Here is a 17,226-nt window from a genome sequence, read left to right on the forward strand (position 1 = left end):
CAGGCGGCGGGTCCGGTCGCGGGCTGCGCCGCCTAGCTCAGGGAGGTGAAGAAACGGATGATGTCCGCCTGCGTGCGCAGGCCCGTCTTGCTGGCGAGACTCGCGAGCTGATTGCGAGCGGTATTGTATTTCACGTTGTTGTCCTGGGCGATCTCCTGGACCGTCCGGCCGTTGAGCAGGCCTTCCAGCAGGCGGAATTCCGCAGGCGTGATGCCGAGCGCCTTGATGGTATCGAACGGGATGACGTCCACCACCCGCCGCGCGATCTTCAGCTTGACGACGAAGGCCGGAAAGGGGAGGCGGAACGGAGCGGGGACGACATCCGAAAAGCTCTGCGGAATGTGGCGGATGATCTCGGCGAGGACGAAGTTGCCGCGCGAATCCGTGAAGGCACCCATGGTGCTCTCGTCGCCCGAGAGCTCGGTGCGCTTGATCAGCTCGTGGATGATCCCGCCGTCGAGCTTGGCGAGGAAGCGGCGGTCGGACAGATCGGCGGCGTGGCCGAGGGACTGCTCGAAATAGCGGCGGGCGAGCATGTTTGCGCCGATGACGGCGTACTCCGCGTCGCACAGCATCGCGGGCTCGGAGAACGCCTCCAGCAGGTAGTTCATCTGCTTCCGGAGCTGCTCGGAGTGCTCCACGTGCAGGTACATCGTCCGCTCGACGACCGGGGCCAGGATGGTCAGGACCGGCAGGGTGGCCGCCCTGTGGCGCTGCTCGTGCTCGGCCGGATAGGCGACGACGATGAGACCGCTCTCGTTCTCGCCGGTCGCGAGCCGCATGTAGTCGACGGTGTTGCAGGCGCCCATGGACCTGGCGCACGCCTCGCGGCCGGCCGGCGAGAAGGCTGCCTGCATGGGGAGCCCGGTGGGCATCATCTCGACCGATGTGAAATGCGGTTCCAATACGGCCGTAATCTGGTCGATGATCCCGTCGACGTCACCCAGCTTTCCTGCCGAGTAAATTATTTGTCCAATGCCGGTGTGGTGGTTGATCGCATAGAGAATGACGATGCCGTATGGATTTGTGTTGTGAAGTTCGTCGAGCACCAGCGCCATCGAGGGGGGATACTCGAACGATCCTTCTCGTGTGTTGCTCTGTCCGGACATGTGAGTCTTGTTTGGATGCAAATGATTGTCGCCAAAATAGAACCGCCGCGTAATGTTCGCAAGATCGTGGCGTAATTACAGCTTAGACATGACGCGGTGCCCAAGCATGCACGATACTGCGGACCTCGCCCGGCGCTCGACTGCGCACGTTGCCTTGGTTTGTACTCCCTCGTCGGTCGACTCGAGTCACGCCAGAACAGGTCTCCGCAGGTCAGGGAGTGCGGAGCGGTCGATCGGGTCCGCTGGTCTGAACGCGACGCAAGCAAGTCACGCGCCAAGGTATTGTTCTAAAGGTCCCCCCGTCGCCCGCGGTTCCGTCTGACCGATCCGGTCAGGGGCGCAAATATGAAGCAGATGGCGTGCAAAAGCGAATCACGTACCGAGACGTGAGTGTTTCAAATCGCCATCCAGAGGTTGACGTCGCGGGGTGACGGGCATGCAGAGATTGTTCTCCGCATTGAATCAACCGCGCTTTCCCCCCGGTCCCTCGGCGCTTTGGGGCGGATGGTCCAGATTTGTCACAATCGCGCGATCTGCCCGGGCTGACGGCAAAACCGTGGCGATCGTGACGTGTCGTTGCGCACGGGCCGAACAATCGTAGACATGCTAACAATTTAGGGGCGATGGATCTTGCCCTGGATTGCGTCGGCAATCTGGCGCGGAATCGATCAGACGCCTGCCCGGACGACCACTGTTCGCGCCGCTGGGCCCCGGTCTGGGCGAGACTGTGGCGTCTGTCATGTCGACGTTTCGGGCAGCGGCAGCCCGTCGCCGGGCCATGTCACGAGTGGAGCGCGCCCGACATCGAACAGTATAGGCGAAGCTTTGGTCCGGGTGTTTCAGCCGGTCGGCGAGTCGTCCCGGGACCCGTTGCGCGCGGCGTAGCGGCCGCCGTCGATGCTGCCGAGCCCCTTGATCTGGCTGAGGTCGGGATGGACCCAGTGCGGCGAGTTCGGCGCGGACTTGTAGAGCGACGTGTTCTCGCTCGACTTCGACTGCACCCCGAAGAACGTGTTGATGTGATGCCCCATGCAGAGCGACGCCACGCCGTCCTCGCGCGCGACGGCCTCGATCAGGGGGAGCCCGTAGCAGCCGCACGAGGCGATGAAGAGGTCCGCTTCGCTCCGGCGCACCGCCTCGCGGCTCTGCTCCAGGACGTCCTGAAACGACTGGGACCAGCTCTCGCGCGGCATGTTGGGAAACACCGACACCGGCGCCCGCACCGTCTCGACGTGCTGGAGGCGGAAGGGGACCTCGGCGTCCTCCCACAGCCGGTGCAGCCCGCCGGACGCGAAGTTGCTCTGGATCACGTCCGCATAGACCGACACGAGGACGACGCGCGCGCCGTCCAGCCTGCGGATGAAGCTGCGGTCGGTCCAGGACGCCGAGACGTTTCCGGCGAGCTCGTCGATGAACGGGGCCATCGTGGCGAGGTGCGGGAGGAACGCGTCGAAGATCCTGCCGCGGCGGATCGCATCGGTGTAGCGCTGCGCCCAGTCCGCGAAGGCCTCCCGCGCCAGGGAGGGCGTACTGTACCAGCCGGCGTTGCGGCTGAGCCGGAGGATGTTGTTGTAGGCATCGAGCCGGGGCCAGCCCGGCTCGTCGATGTGGATCGTCGGCGCGTCGGTCAGCTTGAGCCGTTCCGCGTCCTCGGCGACCCGGACGGCGGCCTCGAGCGCCCCCACCCGGTCGTTGTGGTAGGACCACAGGGCGCCGAGTTCCGTCGGACCCACCCGGACCCAAGGGGCGCGCCCGGAATAATCGGGCTCGCCATGGTGCCGCTGGGCGCGGCGCTGGGACACGAGGATCTGCTTGCGCGGGTCGGACGCGGTGTCGGCCACCAGCATCAGGAGCTTCGCCAGCCAGAGGCGGTCCCGTCCGCCAAGGTGGGGCAGGGCCGACGCGCAGCCGTCATTGACGAATTTCGGCGATCCGAGGGAGATCTGCAGCGAGTCGAGGACGTACCGCGCCCTGTCCCGGTCGATGCCCGTGACGCTGTCGAGGTGCAGGGGAGTCAGGTTGACGATGGCGACCTTCTGCTCGCGCAGCAGATAGCCGTCGTCGGCGCTGCGTGCCGATATGGTCCATTCCTTCGGCGCCGGCGCCTCGCCGGCCTGCTCGCGCACCGCCCCGCAGAGGTCGGTCAGCGCAGCCAATGTGCGCTTTTCGTCGTCATCGAGAAGCGCGACCCGGGCGATCAGCTGCCGAGCGTCAGTATTGCCGGAGCAGAGGGCTGCCCGAATGACAACGTTGAGGTTGCGAGGTGTCACCCGTCCCGGCATTTGCAACAGCGCGGCGACCAGAAGATCGCTGGCGGTACGCCGGGAGGCGTCGGAACCTTGCTCGACAAGGGCCCAAAGCTTGTTCAACGGAAGATCCATGGGATTGCCGGCTCGCACGACGCAAATTTTTAGTTCAAAAGGCTCGGCGCCTTAATTGCCAGCCGCACGGGATCGCGTCAATCAGCCGCCCCCATCACCCGTCGCCTTTGACCCGACCCGAACGCGCCTACGGCGCCTCAGGCTCACGGGAGGTCCCGATGGTGGTCTGGTACCGACACGCGGCAGGGAACGCCAAGCACGACCGGAGGGGTGCACGAGTCGATGACGGCTCTGTCCGATGCGGGACGCGGCAGCTCCACACTGAGATACCGCCGAAAGTAGATCGGCGGCTAAACTGTCAGCGCGTTTTCGGGGAAAATGGTGCCCAGGGGCGGGATCGAACCACCGACACTGCGATTTTCAGTCGCATGCTCTACCAACTGAGCTACCTGGGCGGGGGCGGCAATCAATGCCGCCGAGGCCGGGTATATACTGAGGCTCAGACGGCCTGTCCAGCACCCACAGGCGATTGATTCAGCGCCAATTGCAGATTCTCCGTTTTCTCCGAGACGCGGTCGGTTTCGGCGCGGCGCTGGCGGGCGACGGCGACGATCTCCCGGCGCAGCTCCTCGTTGGTATTGAGGAGGGCGCGGAAGACGCGGCCCGGCAGGACCAGCAGCTCGCCGAAGCCGAGCATCGTCACGTCGGCGCTGCGCGGCACGCCGAGGACGGCGGAAATCTCGCCGACGCAGCTCCCACGGCCCAGCGTCACCTTCAGCGACCCGGTGTCGACCTCGACGGCGCCGGAGGCGATGAAATAGACCTCGTCGTCCGTGTCGCCGCGGCGGATGATGCGCTCGCCCGGCACCACGAAGCGCGTGCGCAGGCTGCGCACCAGTGCCGAAAGGGCGGCATCCGGCACCTTCGCGAACAGCGGCACGGCGGCGACCATCGCGCGCTTGTCGACCGAGAGGTCGAGGGTCAGGGCGCCGGTGAAGCGGCGGTTCGCGGCGGCGAGCTCGTCCGCCAGCGCGCTGGAGACGTCGGCGGCCAGGATCCCTTCCTCGCGCAGGATCTGGTAGGCCTGATGCTCCTCCGTCAGCGCGATGCGCTCCAGGAAGCGCTGCTCCAGCCGGCGGGCGAAGTGGGGGTACTGCAGCGTCAGCGCGTCGAGCGCCGCGGCGACGTTGGTGCGCCGCCGTTCCAGGATGCGCGCGCACACCTGGCCGACGCGGTGCCCCATCACCGGGGCGATGCGGTCCTCGCAGAATGTGACGAGCTCGGACAGCACGAGGCGGTGGACGATGAGCTTCTCGAAGCGGTCCGAGACGACCGCCGCGAGCGGGCGCCGGGCGCCGAACCAGCGCTGCGCCAGGAGCGCGCCGCGGAAGGCGAGGGAGTAGCGCGTCGCCCGCTCGGCGGCGGCGAGATAGCCGCGCCGCCCGTTGACGCGAGCCGCCTCGCGCACCCGCTGCACCTCGCGGTTGAGGAGCTCGGCGACGCGCGGCGAGATCACCGCGTTTTCCGCATGCCGCGACAATGCGGCCCGCTCCGCCTGCGCCAGCACCACGAGGGCGAGGTGGGAGCGCGCCGTGACCGAGACCGCGTTCTCCGGCGTCGCCACCTCGCTGTAGGCCTCGAGCGCCTTCTCGGCGATGTCGGTCTCGATCCCGTACTGGTCGGCCGCGGAGGAGACACGCTCGGTGGCGCGCTGCCGGGCGAAGGCGCGCGCGCCGGCACTGAGGTGCTGCTCGAACGGGGACAGGCGGTGGAGGCCGACGAGGCCGGTCAGCGGTCGCAGGGTGAGGCCGCTGACGAAGATGGTGAAGAGCGTGAAGGCCGTCGCGAGGACCGCGATGAATTCCTGGTCGGACGGCTGGACCGCGTCGATCTCGGTCACCGAGAGTGCCAGCAGGAGCGTCAGCGCCCCGCGCATCCCGCCCCACCACAGCAGCACCTTGGCCCGGTGCTCGATGCTCTGGGCGAGGGCCATCTTCTGCAGGATCGGCAGGAAGCCCCACAGGATCAGCGCCCGCGCGCCGAATGCCGCAACCACCACCACGCCGGTCGCGAGCGCGAACTCGGGGTCGAAGCGCGACAGGAGCGTCGGCACGAGGAAGGCGGCGAGCACGAAGACGAGGCTGTTGGACCAGAACGCGAGCTGGTCCCAGATCTCGTGCACGTGCCGCCAGGAGGCGACGGCGCGGCCGGACTGCGCGCGCCGGGCCGTCGCGAGGCCCGACACCACGACTGCCATGGCGCCCGAGATGCCGAGCTGCTGCTCGCACAGGACCCAGGTCAGGTAGGGGAGCGCCACGGTGATGGACGTCAGCGCCGCGGCGTGCCCGCGGGTGAGGGCGATCAGCGCGCTCGCCAGGGTCCCCGTCGCCGCCCCGACCGCCGCGCCGCCGACGCCGCTCATCAGGAACACGATCACCCCGTCCGTGAACGAGACGTTCTGCGCCGCCACCGCCGCCACCAGGATGGTGAAGAGGGCGATCGCGGCGGCGTCGTTGAAGAGGCTCTCCCCCTCGACGATGCGCACCAGCCGCGCCGGCGCCCCGACGTCGCGGAAGATGGAGAGGACCGCCAGCGGGTCCGTCGTCGAGATGATGGCGCCGAGGAGCAGGCAGACCGAGAGCGACATCCCCGTCACCGGTGCCAGCGCGAAGCCGACCGCGAAGGTGGAGAAGGCGACCGCCACCACCGCCAGCAGCACGATGGGCGCGACGTCGTCCAGCATCCGCCGCGCGTCGATGCGGAAGGCGGCATCGAAGAGGAGAGGGGGGAGCAGGATGAGGGTGAGCGCGTCGGCCGAGATCGGCAGCTCGGAGAAGAGCTCGGCGAGCGGCGTCAGCGGTTCCGGCGCGTTACCGGCCGCCGCCAGCAGGCCGAGGGTGATCCCGAGCCCGGCGAGCGCCACCGATTGCGGCAGCGCGAGACGGCTCGTGACCGCCTCGACGAGGGCGATCAGGACGAAGAGGACGACGACTGCGGTCAGTACAAGAGCCAGGGGCATGGATGGGCATGTGCCTCAACGGAGGCCCGATGTGGAAGCAAATTTACGAGGGCCAGTTTTGCGCAAGTTCGCGGTCGTGGCCCCTTGCAAAATGGACGCGCATCAAGCATATACGCCGTGCCCAATTTCGCACGTGCCTGTGGTCGCGTGCCGGTCACGTTGGCGGTGAGCGTCGGAAACGAGCTCGGTGTCAGCGGGGCATGACCGGTCTTCCGGATTGAACCGGACCCTGCGGTGAGTGTTGGTCGCGAGGAGCGACCGTCCCGATCCGCAGCGCGACTTGAAGCAACGACGTAGAGGGCTTCCTTGGTCTCTTCCGGCTGTCCAAAAGCCGGGGTCACTGAAGAGGCGACTACATCCTTGCCAGGCGTGCGGGTCGCGGGGTCTCCCCAACTCCCAAAGCGCTAGCATCACGGGACTGTGAGCATCTGCTGCCACCAGCAGAATGCCATCCCGGTCCAAATCGCCCCGCCGGGCGGATCTTCTTTCGTGGAGATTCGTTTGCGCGGATCGTGTGACGCGACGCGTCCCCGCCGGACAGGCCAGAGCGGGGGCCTTCGGTTCGACAGACGACGGTGCGCGCCTCCACAGCGTGCCCGCCGAATGACGCGCCGACGCAACATCTGAAGACTTTGGGGTTGCGCCAATGACCGACCGCATCATGAACTTCCTCCGCGACACCCGACCGGAGGGCCCGTGCCTCGTCGTCGACCTCGAGGTCGTGCGCGAGAACTATATCCGCTTTGCAAAGGCCATGCCGGATAGCCGGATCTTTTACGCGGTCAAAGCCAATCCCGCGCCCGAGATCCTGTCGCTGCTCGCCGGCCTCGGCTCCAACTTCGACTGCGCCTCGGTCCAGGAGATCGACATGGCGCTCGCCGCCGGCGCCACGCCCGACCGCATCTCCTTCGGCAACACCATCAAGAAGGAGCGCGACGTCGCCGCCGCGCACGCCCGTGGCGTGACCATGTACGCCGTGGACTGCGAGGCCGAGGTCGACAAGATCGCCCGCTCCGCGCCGGGCGCGCGCGTCTACTGCCGCATCCTGTGCGACGGCGATGGTGCCGAGTGGGCCCTGTCGCGCAAGTTCGGCTGCGAGCCCGCGATGGCGATCGACGTGCTGGACCACGCCCACCGTAGCGGCCTCGTCGCCTACGGCGTGTCCTTCCATGTCGGCTCGCAGCAGAAGAACCCGCGCGCCTGGGACCAGGCCCTGGCCTCCTCGGCCGAGATCTTCCGCACGCTCTCCTATCGCGGGATCGAGCTGAAGATGGTCAACCTCGGCGGCGGCTTCGCCACCCGCTACCTCGAGGACATCCCCGAGGAGGGCGAGTACGGCCACGAGATCAACGAGTCGATCCGCGCCCACTTCGGCAACCGGATCCCCGAGACGATCATCGAGCCGGGCCGCGGCATGGTCGGCAACGCCGGCGTCATCAAGACCGAGGTGATCCTCGTGTCGCAGAAGGCGCAGGACGATATCCGATGGGTCTACCTGGACATCGGCAAGTTCAACGGCCTCGCCGAGACGATGGACGAGGCGATCCGCTATCCGATCACCTCCAGCCGCGGTGGTGACGCGACCCCGTGCATCCTCGCCGGCCCGACCTGCGACTCGGTCGACGTGATGTACGAGAAGAAGCCCTATCCGCTCCCGGTGAGCCTCGAGATCGGCGACGAGCTCTTCATCGGCGGCACCGGCGCCTACACGACGACCTACTCGGCGATCGCGTTCAACGGCTTCCCGCCGCTGGCGTCCTACGTGATCTGAAACCGTCGCGGCAGCGCCGCGACGGACCGCCGGCGGACGATACGACGCCGCGCCCCGGACACCCCGTGGCGCGGCGTTGTCATGTCCGGCGCCGCGCGGACCAGGCCCCGCCCGCCTTCAGTCTCCGCTCGCCGCCTCGCGGGGGAGCAGCGCGCCGTAGACCATGTTGCGCAGGAGCTCGCGGTAGGGGGCCGCTTCCCGGACGGACTGGACCATGAAGACCACGGCGAGGTCCTGCCGCGGGTCGATCCAGAAGTAGGTGCCGGCGTAGCCGCCCCAGAAATAGTCGCCCACCGTCCCCTGCAGCGGGGAGACGCCCGCGTCCGTGCGCACCGCGAAGCCGAGGCCGAAACCGTAGCCCGGTCCCGGAAGGTAGCCGGTGGTCGGCACTCCCTCCGGCGCACGGTGCGGAATGTCGCCCAGGTGGTCGGAGGTCATGTAGGCGACCGTCCGGGGGCCGAGGATGCGCGCGCCGTCGAGGGTGCCGCCGTTCATCAGCGCCAGCACGAAGCGCGCATAGTCCGTCGCGGTCGAGAAGAGGCCGCCGCCTCCCGAAAGCTGCACCGGCTCCTTCGCCGGGTCGAGCAGGAACTCGCGCCCGCTGACCGTGCTGTCGAGCGGGTGCGCGACGCGCGCCCGGTCGGCCTCGTCCGCCACCCAGAAGGCGGTGTCCTCCATCCGGAGCGGCCCGAGGATCCGCTCCCGGAACACCTCCGACAGCGGCTTGCCCTCGACCACCTCGATCACGGCACCGAGGACATCGGTCGAGCGGCCGTATTCCCAGCCCGTTCCCGGCTCGAAGGCGAGCGGGGTCTCGCCGATGGCGCTCGCCTGATCGAAGGCGGTGAGGGTCGTCCCGGTGATCCGCTTCTCGGCGTAGATGTCGCGGATCGCGCCGCGCCCGAAGGCGCCGTAGACCACGCCCGACGTGTGGCGCAGGAGGTCGTGCACCGTCGGGCCCCGTGTGGCCGGCGCCTCGCCCTCCAGCACCGGCTCGCCGGCATCGTCCTTGCCCTCGATGCCGATGCGCGGGTTCGCGAACGCGGGGATATACTTCTCCACCGGGTCGGACAGCTTCAGCCGCCCTTCCTCCACGAGCTGCATCGCGACGACGCTCGTGATCGGCTTGGTCATCGAGTAGATGCGGAAGATCGAATCGGGCGCCATCGCGGTGTGGTCGCGCGTGTCGCTCTCGCCGAAGGCCTCGAAATAGGCGACCTTGCGGTTGCGCAGGATCATCAGCACCGCGCCGGGGATGACCCCGTCGTCGACGTCGGCGGTCAGCCGCGCGCCGATCGCCTCCAGCCGCTCCGGCAGCAGCCCGACCGCCTCCGGCGTGGCCGTGGGCAGCGGCTCGGCGGCGGCCGGCGCGGCCGCGAGGAGGCAAAGGACGAGCGCTCCGATCGATCGGACCATCATGGGATCTCCCGCATGTCGACGCGTGCGGAGAGGTATGGCTCGGCCGCCGGGCCGGCAAGGAAGGTCAGCGGCAGTAGACCGAGCCGTTCCCGCGCGGCGCCGAATCGAGGTGCAGGTGGTCGTCGTGGTAGGCGACCGTGCGCGGGCCGAGCACGGTCTTGAAGACGCCGCACGCTCCTTCGCGCACCTCCGCCTGGAACGCCTTCTCGGCGCCGCGGTGGTCGGGCTCGACCATCACCACGGTTCCGTCCTTCAGCTTGAAGCCGGCGATGTCGATGGCGTTGGCGAAGGCGTGCTCGGAGAGCCGCGTCGTCGCGGTGCCGTTGCGGCGCCGCCTGCAGGCGTAGCTGGGGCCGATCAGATAGCTGGAGATCTCCTGCCGGAAGTGCTTCTTCGCGGCCGGGTTCACAACCGTCCTGGTCCAGTCCGCCAGCGCCGTCGCGACGGGGCAGCGCAGGGTCGCCGTCGTCGACAGCGACACGCCCTCGACGAGGGACACCGCGAGCGGCCGCGGCGCGCCGCATGAATTCTCCTGGAACGTCGGCTCGACCTTGAACGACACGCGTTTCGACAGCAGCGCCTCGCAGGCCTTGCCCTCGCCCGGGTCGAGCTGGCCGGCGCGGATGCTGGTGTTGACTCGCGCCTGGGTCCTGGGGCGCGACGCCGAGGGAGCGGTCCTTGCCGCGACCTGCCGCTTCTCGGGTTTGGGGCGGGGGATGCCGGGATTGGACTGGTCGTCGATCTCCTCGGCGAGATTGGCGGTCTCTTCGGGAGCCTTTTCAGGAGCCTTTTCAGGAGCCTTGTCGGGAGCCTTTTCGGGGGCCTTGGCTTCGGGCAGGGCCCGGTGCGCGGCTGCCGGGACGACGGTGGATTTCAGGATCGGCAGCGGCGGCGCGACGTCCGCCGGGGCGAAGCCCAGTGCCGCGCTGCCGCCCGGGCGGGCCGGATTTGTCGTCAGCGCCAGCGCGTGGGCCGCCTCGATCGCGCTCGCGGACAACGGCTTCGGTGCCGGGGGCTCCGGCACGGCGGCTTCGGCCTGCGCGTCGGTTCCGGGGGGCTGGGGGGAGTCGGCGTGTTCGGGGGGCCTGGGGGCGGGCTCGGGCACTTGTCCCATCGCGCTTCCGGCCAGGGCATAGGCCAGAATGCACGCCACGAGACCAGCGATCGACGCCCGACGTACCATGCGGCTCTCCGCGCCCGGAGTGGGCGGTGGGCATCATACCCACAGCCGATCCGCATGTATAAGTGACCGATCTAGGTCAACAAGTCGTTGATGACGTCCACGCAAATTAAACGGTAACGGCGAGCTCGCGCTGGGCTGCCGTCAGCAGCGCCTCGAGGAACGGGGCGTAGGAGCGCCAGACGTCGACCTCGAAGCCGTCCTCGACGTGCCACAGCACGACGCTGAGCCCGTCGAACACCGTGCGGGCACCGCGACCGGGGGCCATCCTCGAGAGGTCCCGCGGGCATCCGTGGGCGAGGAGGTCCTCCGCCGCGGGGCCCGACACCGCGAACGAGACCTCGCGGTTGCTGATCTCGACGAGGCTGCCGGCGATCCCGGACGCGGCGAAGGCGCCGGCCATCGGCGCGGCGTCCTCCAGCGGCGCGACGACGACCCACTCGTCCGGTCCCAGCCGCAGCGAGCGGCGGTCGCCCGCGACGGCGATCTCGCCGATGGTCGCGCCCAGCGGCACCGCCAGCGCCTCGCCCGCCGCGGCCGCGTCCGCCTCGGTGGCGCGCAGGCTGAAGCGCGCGCGCGCCGGCAGGGCCTCGACCGTCGTGCTCATGGTCTTCACCGGCTCATCCATTGAGGCGCGCTCCTTCGGCGTCGAAAAACACGGTCCCGGTCACCGTCGCGGCGACGGTCCCGCCGGGCATCGGAACGTAGAGGGTCTCGCCCGTCCGGGCCGCGCCGCCCGACACGACCGCGAGCGCGATCGACCGGCCGAGCGTCGCGCTCCGGTACGACGACGTGACGTGGCCGAGCATCGTCATGGGCAGCGGCTCGGCCGGGTCGGCGACGATCTGCGCCCCTTCCTCCAGAACGACGTCCGGGTCCTCGGTCAGCAGGCCGACGAGCTGCTTGCGGTCGTCCTTCAGCATGTCCGGCCGCGTCAGCGCGCGCATGCCGACGAAGTCCGGCTTGGTCTTGCCGATCGCCCAGGAGAGGCCCGCGTCGTGCGGCGTGACGGTGCCGTCCGTCTCCTGGCCGACGATGATGTAGCCCTTCTCGGCGCGCAGGACGTGCATCGTCTCGGTGCCGTAGACGCAGGCACCATGCGCCCGGCCGGACCCGACGATCCTCTCCCAGACCTCGAGCCCGTGCGCCGCGCCGACGTTCACCTCGAACCCCAGCTCCCCGGTGAAGCTGACGCGGAAGAGGCGGCAGGGGACGCCCGCGAAGGTGCACGCGGCGACCGACATATGCGGGAACGCCTCGGCGGAGATGTCGAGGCCGGTCACATAGGGCGCGATGATCTCGCGCGCCTTCGGGCCGTTGACGGCGATGGTGGCCCATTCCTCCGTCGTCGACGTCAGCCAGACCCTGAGATCCGGCCACTCGGTCTGGAGGTAGTCCTCCATCGTGGCGAGGACGCGCGGCGCGCCGCCGGTCGTCGTGGTGACGTGGAAGCGGTCCTCGGCGATGCGGGCGATGATGCCGTCGTCGCGGATGAACCCGTCGTCGCCCAGCATCAGCGCGTAGCGGCACTTGCCGACGCCGAGCTTCAGCATCGGGTTCGTGTACATGCGGTTCAGGAACTCGGCGGCGTCCGGCCCGACCACCTCGATCTTGCCCAGCGTGGACGCGTCGAAGATGCCCGCCGTCTGGCGCGTCTTGCGGCACTCGCGCGCGACCGCCTCGTCCATGGTCTCGACGCCCTCGGGGAAGTAGCGCGCCCGGCGCCACAGCGAGACCGCCTCGAACACTGCCCCGTGCGCGGTGGCCCACGGGTCGATGGGCGTCTTGCGCTCCACCTCGAACGTGGCGCCGCGGCGGGGGCCGGCGAGGGCGCCGAAGGTGGTCGGCGTGTAGGGCGGGCGGAAGGTGGTGAGACCCACCTCCGGCGGCGTCCTGCCGAGGGCCTCCGCGGCGATCATCAGGCCGTTGATGTTGGAGAGCTTGCCCTGGTCGGTGGCCATGCCGGTCGTGGTGTAGCGCTTGATGTGCTCGATCGAGCGCATGCCCTCCTTGACCGCCAGGCGGATGTCCTTGGCGGTCACGTCGTTCTGGAAGTCGACGAAGGCCTTGCGGGCGTAGTGGTCGGAGGGGAGGGCACCTTCGGGCGCGCCCGTTCCGGCGTGGTCGTGGGTGACGGCGAACCGCGCCGGGGCGGCGTCCGTCCCGGTGGCCGCGGCGCCCGCGTCGGCGCCGCTCGAAAGCGCCTCGGCGAGGCCCCACACGCCCGCGCCCGCGCCCGCGACGAGGCAGGCCTCGGGCGAGGTGTCCGGCAGGAAGCGGCCCGACGCGGCGTCCCAGGCGAGCTTGCCCTTGGTGTGGGAGAAGAGGCTGACCGCCGGGGTCCATCCGCCGGACATCAGCACCGCGTCGCAGCGCACGATGTTCGCCTCGCCCACGCGGCTGCCGCGGCGCTCGGCGATCCACACGGCCTTGACCCGCTTGGCGCCCTGCGTGGCGACGGGAACGCTGGAGAGCGCGATCCTGATGCCGCGGCCGGAGGCGGCGTCGCGCAGATCCTCCGCGACGTCGGCGCGCGTGTCGGCGATGACGGCGATCTCGACGCCCGCGTCCGCGAGGTCGAAGGCGGCGTACCAGGCGCTGTCGTGCGAGGTCGCGACCGCGACGCGACGCCCGATGGCGACGCCGTAGCGGTTGAGGTAGGTCTGCGCGGCGCCGGCGAGCATCACGCCCGGCCGGTCGTTGCCGTCGAACACCAGCGGCTTTTCGATCGCGCCCTGGGCGAGGACGACGCGGGTCGCGCGAACGCGCCACAGACGCTCGCGCGGGGCACCCTCGGGGCGCACGGCGAGGTGGTCCGTCACCCGCTCGACGAGGCCGACCATGTTCTCGTGGTCGTAGGCGATGGCGGTGGTGCGCGGCAGGATCCGGACCCCCGCCTCGGCAAGCGTGGCGAGCGACTGGCGCAGGAACGCCCATGCCGGCGCGCCGTCGATCCGGGCGCCGGGTGTCGAGAGGAGGCTCCCGCCCGGCTCGCTGCCTTCGTCGGCGAGGATCACGCGGCCGCCCGCCCGGGCCGCCTGCAGCGCCGCGGCGATGCCGGCCGGCCCCGCGCCCACCACGAGCACGTCGCAGTAGGCGTAGCGCGCGGCGTAGTGGTCGGGATCGTCGCTGGCCGGCGCGCGGCCGAGACCGGCGGCGGCGCGGATCACCGGTTCGTAGACGCTGTCCCAGAAGGAGCGCGGCCACTTGAAGGTCTTGTAGTAGAAGCCTGCGCCGAGGACGCGCGAGAGGCGGTCGTTCACCGCGCCGACGTCGAACGCGAGCGAGGGCCAGCGGTTCTGGCTCTCGACCTTCAGCCCCGGGACGGCCTCCTGCATGGTGGCGCGCGTGTTCGGCTCGGCCCGGCCGGGGCCGCGCGACACGTTGATCAGCGCGTTGGGCTCTTCGGAGCCGGCTGTCACCACGCCGCGCGGGCGGTGGTACTTGAACGAGCGCCCGACGAGGTGGATGCCGTGCGCCAGCAGCGCCGAGGCGACGGTGTCGCCCTCGGCGGCGACGATCTCGCGTCCATCGAAGGTGAAGCGCACAGCGCGAACGTCATTGATGCGGCCCCTGCCGGCGACGCGGAAGGGGGCCGGCGCGACGTGATCGTAGCTCGCGGTCTCGAACGAGGTGCCGGAGAGGGTGGCGTCGGTCATTGTCCGTGCTCCCCGGCGATCGCCGGCCGGGGCTCGCCGGCCTTGTAGGTGACGAGGACGCGATCGCTCACCGTGTCGCGAATGGCGTTGAAGTACCGCGCGCAGCCGTGGGCGTGCCGCCAGCGCTCGGCGTGCGGTCCCTTCGGGTTGGAGCGGATATAGAGGAAGTCGCGCCACGTCTCGTCCGAGACGGACGGATCGGGCCGCACGATGTGCGCTTCGCCCGCGTAGGTGAACTCCGCCTCGGGGAGCGTCTCGTCGCAGTAGGGGCAGTGGATGAGGAGCATGGTGCGTCTCGTCTCCGTCAGTGCGCGACGGCGGCGGCGGCGGCCTCGTCGATGAGGCGGCCGGTGGTGAAGCGTTCCAGGGTGAACGGGGCGTTGATCGGGTGCGGCTCGCCGGTCGCGACCGTGTGCGCGAGGAGGTGCGCCGAGCCGGGCGTCGCCTTGAACCCGCCGGTGCCCCAGCCGCAGTTCACGAAGAGTCCCGGGACCGGCGTCTTGCCGATGATGGGCGAGCGGTCCGGCGTCACGTCGACGATGCCGCCCCAGAGCCGCAGCATCCGCATGCGCGAGAACTGCGGGAACATCTCCACGATCGCCGCCAGCGTGTGCTCGATGAGGGCGAGGCCGCCGCGCTGGGAGTAGGACGTGTACTGGTCCGTGCCCGAGCCGATCACCAGTTCGCCCTTGTCGGACTGGGAGATGTAGGCGTGCACGGTGTTCGACATGACGACGCACGGGAAGATCGGCTTCACCGGCTCCGATACCAGCGCCTGCAGCGGGTAGGATTCCAGCGGCATGCGCACCCCGGCGGTGTCCATCAGCACCGAGGTGTGGCCGGCGGCCGAAACGGCGACCTTCTTCGCCCTGATGAAGCCCTTCGCCGTCTCGACGCCCGCGACCCGCCCGTCCGGCCCGCGGCGGATCGCCGTGACGGGGCAGTTCTGGATGATGTCGACGCCGCGCGAGGAGGCGGAGCGGGCATAGCCCCAGGCGACCGCGTCGTGCCGCGCGGTGCCGGCGCGGCCCTGCCAGGCGGCGCCCACCACCGGGTAGCGCGCGTCGGGCCGGATGTTCAGCGGCGGGCAGATCGCCTTCGCCTCTTCCCTGGTGATCCAGCGGTTGTCGACGCCGTTGAGGCGGTTGGAATGGATGTGCCGCTTGAAGGACTGCACGTCGTGGACGGTGTGGGCGAGCATCATGCAGCCGCGCCGAGAGAACATGACGTTGTAGTTGAGGTCCTGCGAGAGGCCCTCCCACAGGTCCACGGCGTGGTCGTAGAGCCGGGCGGACTCGTCGTAGAGGTAGTTTGAGCGGATGATGGTGGTGTTGCGGCCGGTGTTGCCGCCGCCGAGCCAGCCCTTGTCGATCACCGCGACGTTGGTGATCCCGTGCTCCTTGGCGAGGTAGTGCGCGCAGCCGAGGCCGTGGCCGCCGGCGCCGACGATGACGACGTCGTATTCGGCTTTGGGCTCGGCTTCCGGCCACTGGGCGGTCCAGTGGCGGTCGCCGGTGACGGCGCTTTTGAGGAGTTCTAAGGCGGAGAAATAGGTCATGGCGGCCCCATCCGACCGGATCACAGGATGGGACCATTGCGCCAAGTGCGCACGCAGGTACAGTACCGGCGCGTCGGCGCAATGGTCGATTTGCGACACGGTGGGCGAGGCGACGTCCCGCCGCCGGTCGAAGGTGCGCCCGGCGCGGAGGCGGAGCGGCGCGCCGCACCCTCGGCGGCACGGATGGGACCGGAACGAAGGGAGCCAGATGGGATGACGCAGCCCCGCCTCTCGGTCGGCTTCCTGCTGACGCGCCGCTTCACCTTGTGCGCCTTCGCCAACTTCGTCGACGTGCTGCGCCTCGCCGCAGACGAGGGGGACCGCTCCCGCCCGATCCTGTGCCGCTGGTCGATTCTGTCGGCGACGATGGAGCCGGTCCGGTCCTCCTGCGGCCTCGCCGTGCAGCCGGACGCCAGGCTCGGCGACCCGACGCGGTTCGACTACATCGTCGTGGTCGGCGGGCTGATCGACGAGATGGACCGGCTCGACGCCGCGTCGGTCGCCTTCCTGCGGCACGCGGCCGGGGCGGGGGTGCCGCTGGTGGGGCTCTGCACCGGGGCCTTCGTGCTGCACGAGGCGGGGCTGATGCAGGGCTACCGCTGCTGCGTGTCCTGGTTCCACCGCAACGACTTCCTGGAGCGGTTCGACGGGCTGGAGCCGGTGGCCGACCGCATCTTCGTGGTCGACCGGGACCGGCTGACCTGCTCCGGCGGGGTCTCGGCGGCGCACCTCGCGGCCTATCTGGTGGACAAGCACGTCGGCCGGGCGCCGGCGCGAAAGTCGCTCTCCATCATGATCATCGACGAGGTGCTGTCGCCGGACCGGCCGCAGCCGTCCGTGACGGACGACCTCTACACCGTCGACCCGCTGGTGCGGCGCGCGCTGGGGCTGATGCGCGAGACGATGGCGGCGCCGCTGCCGGTCACGCTGATGGCCGACCGGCTCGGCGTGTCCCGCCGGCGCCTCGAGCGGCACTTCCAGAAGACGCTCGGCCTGACGCCGCACGAGGCGGCGCGCAAGGTGCGCCTCGGCCAGGCCAAGCAGCTCCTCGCCTCGACCGAGCGGTCCGTCACCGACATCGCCGCCGAAACCGGCTTCTGCGACGCCTCCCATCTCATCCGCGTCTTCCGCGCCGAGGAGGCGACGACGCCGGAGGCGTGGCGCCGGCAGGCGGTGGCGAGCTGCTGACG

General features: G+C 69.7%; 11 protein-coding genes and 1 tRNA gene. 2 read left to right on the forward strand and 10 right to left on the reverse strand.

Annotated elements, in window-relative coordinates:
* Positions 1-32: 32 nt before the first annotated feature.
* The 4 genes from DLJ53_RS24590 to DLJ53_RS24605 form a co-directional block, all read right to left on the reverse strand.
* A complete protein-coding gene (locus tag DLJ53_RS24590; RefSeq protein ID WP_146620081.1) occupies positions 33-1,109 on the reverse strand; it encodes a helix-turn-helix transcriptional regulator in 1,077 nt (358 codons plus the stop codon).
* An 839-nt stretch (positions 1,110-1,948) separates the two neighbouring features.
* Positions 1,949-3,265 carry a hypothetical protein gene (locus DLJ53_RS24595; RefSeq protein WP_111350180.1) on the reverse strand — a complete coding sequence of 439 codons (1,317 nt, stop codon included), beginning with the start codon at positions 3,263-3,265 and terminating at the stop codon, positions 1,949-1,951.
* 544 nt (positions 3,266-3,809) lie between these two features.
* Positions 3,810-3,885, reverse strand: a tRNA-Phe gene (locus DLJ53_RS24600).
* 44 nt (positions 3,886-3,929) lie between these two features.
* Complete coding sequence (locus DLJ53_RS24605) at positions 3,930-6,449, reverse strand: cation:proton antiporter (protein WP_111350182.1); 2,520 nt, start codon at positions 6,447-6,449, stop codon at positions 3,930-3,932.
* Positions 6,450-7,095: 646 nt separating this feature from the next.
* Between DLJ53_RS24605 and DLJ53_RS24610 the strand changes: the two genes are divergently transcribed.
* The gene (locus tag DLJ53_RS24610) at positions 7,096-8,220 is read left to right on the forward strand and encodes a type III PLP-dependent enzyme (RefSeq protein WP_111350184.1); all 1,125 of its coding nucleotides are present in this window, start codon (positions 7,096-7,098) and stop codon (positions 8,218-8,220) included.
* A gap of 117 nt (positions 8,221-8,337) precedes the next feature.
* Here DLJ53_RS24610 and DLJ53_RS24615 read toward each other — a convergent pair whose 3' ends face one another.
* The 6 genes from DLJ53_RS24615 to DLJ53_RS24640 form a co-directional block, all read right to left on the reverse strand.
* Positions 8,338-9,639, reverse strand: coding sequence for a serine hydrolase domain-containing protein (locus DLJ53_RS24615; RefSeq protein ID WP_111350186.1), 1,302 nt, complete (start codon positions 9,637-9,639; stop codon positions 8,338-8,340).
* Between the two features lie 64 nt (positions 9,640-9,703).
* Positions 9,704-10,663: an extensin-like domain-containing protein gene (locus DLJ53_RS24620; RefSeq protein ID WP_162409524.1), complete on the reverse strand. Its 960-nt coding sequence runs from the start codon at positions 10,661-10,663 to the stop codon at positions 9,704-9,706.
* Positions 10,664-10,928: 265 nt separating this feature from the next.
* The gene (locus tag DLJ53_RS24625; RefSeq protein ID WP_111350190.1) at positions 10,929-11,447 is read right to left on the reverse strand and encodes a sarcosine oxidase subunit gamma; all 519 of its coding nucleotides are present in this window, start codon (positions 11,445-11,447) and stop codon (positions 10,929-10,931) included.
* The gene (locus tag DLJ53_RS24630; RefSeq protein ID WP_111350192.1) at positions 11,440-14,478 is read right to left on the reverse strand and encodes a sarcosine oxidase subunit alpha family protein; all 3,039 of its coding nucleotides are present in this window, start codon (positions 14,476-14,478) and stop codon (positions 11,440-11,442) included. Before DLJ53_RS24630 ends, DLJ53_RS24625 begins: the two co-directional genes overlap by 8 nt.
* Positions 14,475-14,765 (reverse strand): sarcosine oxidase subunit delta, encoded by a 291-nt coding sequence (locus DLJ53_RS24635; protein WP_111350194.1) that lies wholly within the window; start codon positions 14,763-14,765, stop codon positions 14,475-14,477. The genes DLJ53_RS24630 and DLJ53_RS24635 overlap by 4 nt, the downstream gene beginning before the upstream one ends.
* Positions 14,766-14,782: 17 nt before the next feature.
* Positions 14,783-16,036, reverse strand: coding sequence for a sarcosine oxidase subunit beta family protein (locus tag DLJ53_RS24640; RefSeq protein ID WP_111350196.1), 1,254 nt, complete (start codon positions 16,034-16,036; stop codon positions 14,783-14,785).
* 213 nt (positions 16,037-16,249) lie between these two features.
* Here DLJ53_RS24640 and DLJ53_RS24645 point away from each other — a divergent pair, with 213 nt between their 5' ends.
* Complete coding sequence (locus tag DLJ53_RS24645; RefSeq protein ID WP_226576878.1) at positions 16,250-17,224, forward strand: GlxA family transcriptional regulator; 975 nt, start codon at positions 16,250-16,252, stop codon at positions 17,222-17,224.
* Positions 17,225-17,226 lie beyond the last annotated feature (2 nt).

Origin of the sequence: Acuticoccus sediminis, assembly GCF_003258595.1 — a bacterium.
Lineage (GTDB): Bacteria > Pseudomonadota > Alphaproteobacteria > Rhizobiales > Amorphaceae > Acuticoccus > Acuticoccus sediminis.

What these genes read in the sequence shown, in the direction of transcription:
- DLJ53_RS24645 (WP_226576878.1), top strand. Translation starts at nt 16,250, where the DNA reads ATGACGCAGCCCCGCCTCTCGGTCGGCTTCCTGCTGACGCGCCGCTTC.
- DLJ53_RS24610 (WP_111350184.1), top strand. Translation starts at nt 7,096, where the DNA reads ATGACCGACCGCATCATGAACTTCCTCCGCGACACCCGACCGGAGGGC.
- DLJ53_RS24615 (WP_111350186.1), bottom strand. Translation starts at nt 9,639, where the DNA reads ATGATGGTCCGATCGATCGGAGCGCTCGTCCTTTGCCTCCTCGCGGCC.
- DLJ53_RS24635 (WP_111350194.1), bottom strand. Translation starts at nt 14,765, where the DNA reads ATGCTCCTCATCCACTGCCCCTACTGCGACGAGACGCTCCCCGAGGCG.
- DLJ53_RS24605 (WP_111350182.1), bottom strand. Translation starts at nt 6,449, where the DNA reads ATGCCCCTGGCTCTTGTACTGACCGCAGTCGTCGTCCTCTTCGTCCTG.
- DLJ53_RS24640 (WP_111350196.1), bottom strand. Translation starts at nt 16,036, where the DNA reads ATGACCTATTTCTCCGCCTTAGAACTCCTCAAAAGCGCCGTCACCGGC.
- DLJ53_RS24590 (WP_146620081.1), bottom strand. Translation starts at nt 1,109, where the DNA reads ATGTCCGGACAGAGCAACACACGAGAAGGATCGTTCGAGTATCCCCCC.
- DLJ53_RS24630 (WP_111350192.1), bottom strand. Translation starts at nt 14,478, where the DNA reads ATGACCGACGCCACCCTCTCCGGCACCTCGTTCGAGACCGCGAGCTAC.
- DLJ53_RS24625 (WP_111350190.1), bottom strand. Translation starts at nt 11,447, where the DNA reads ATGGATGAGCCGGTGAAGACCATGAGCACGACGGTCGAGGCCCTGCCG.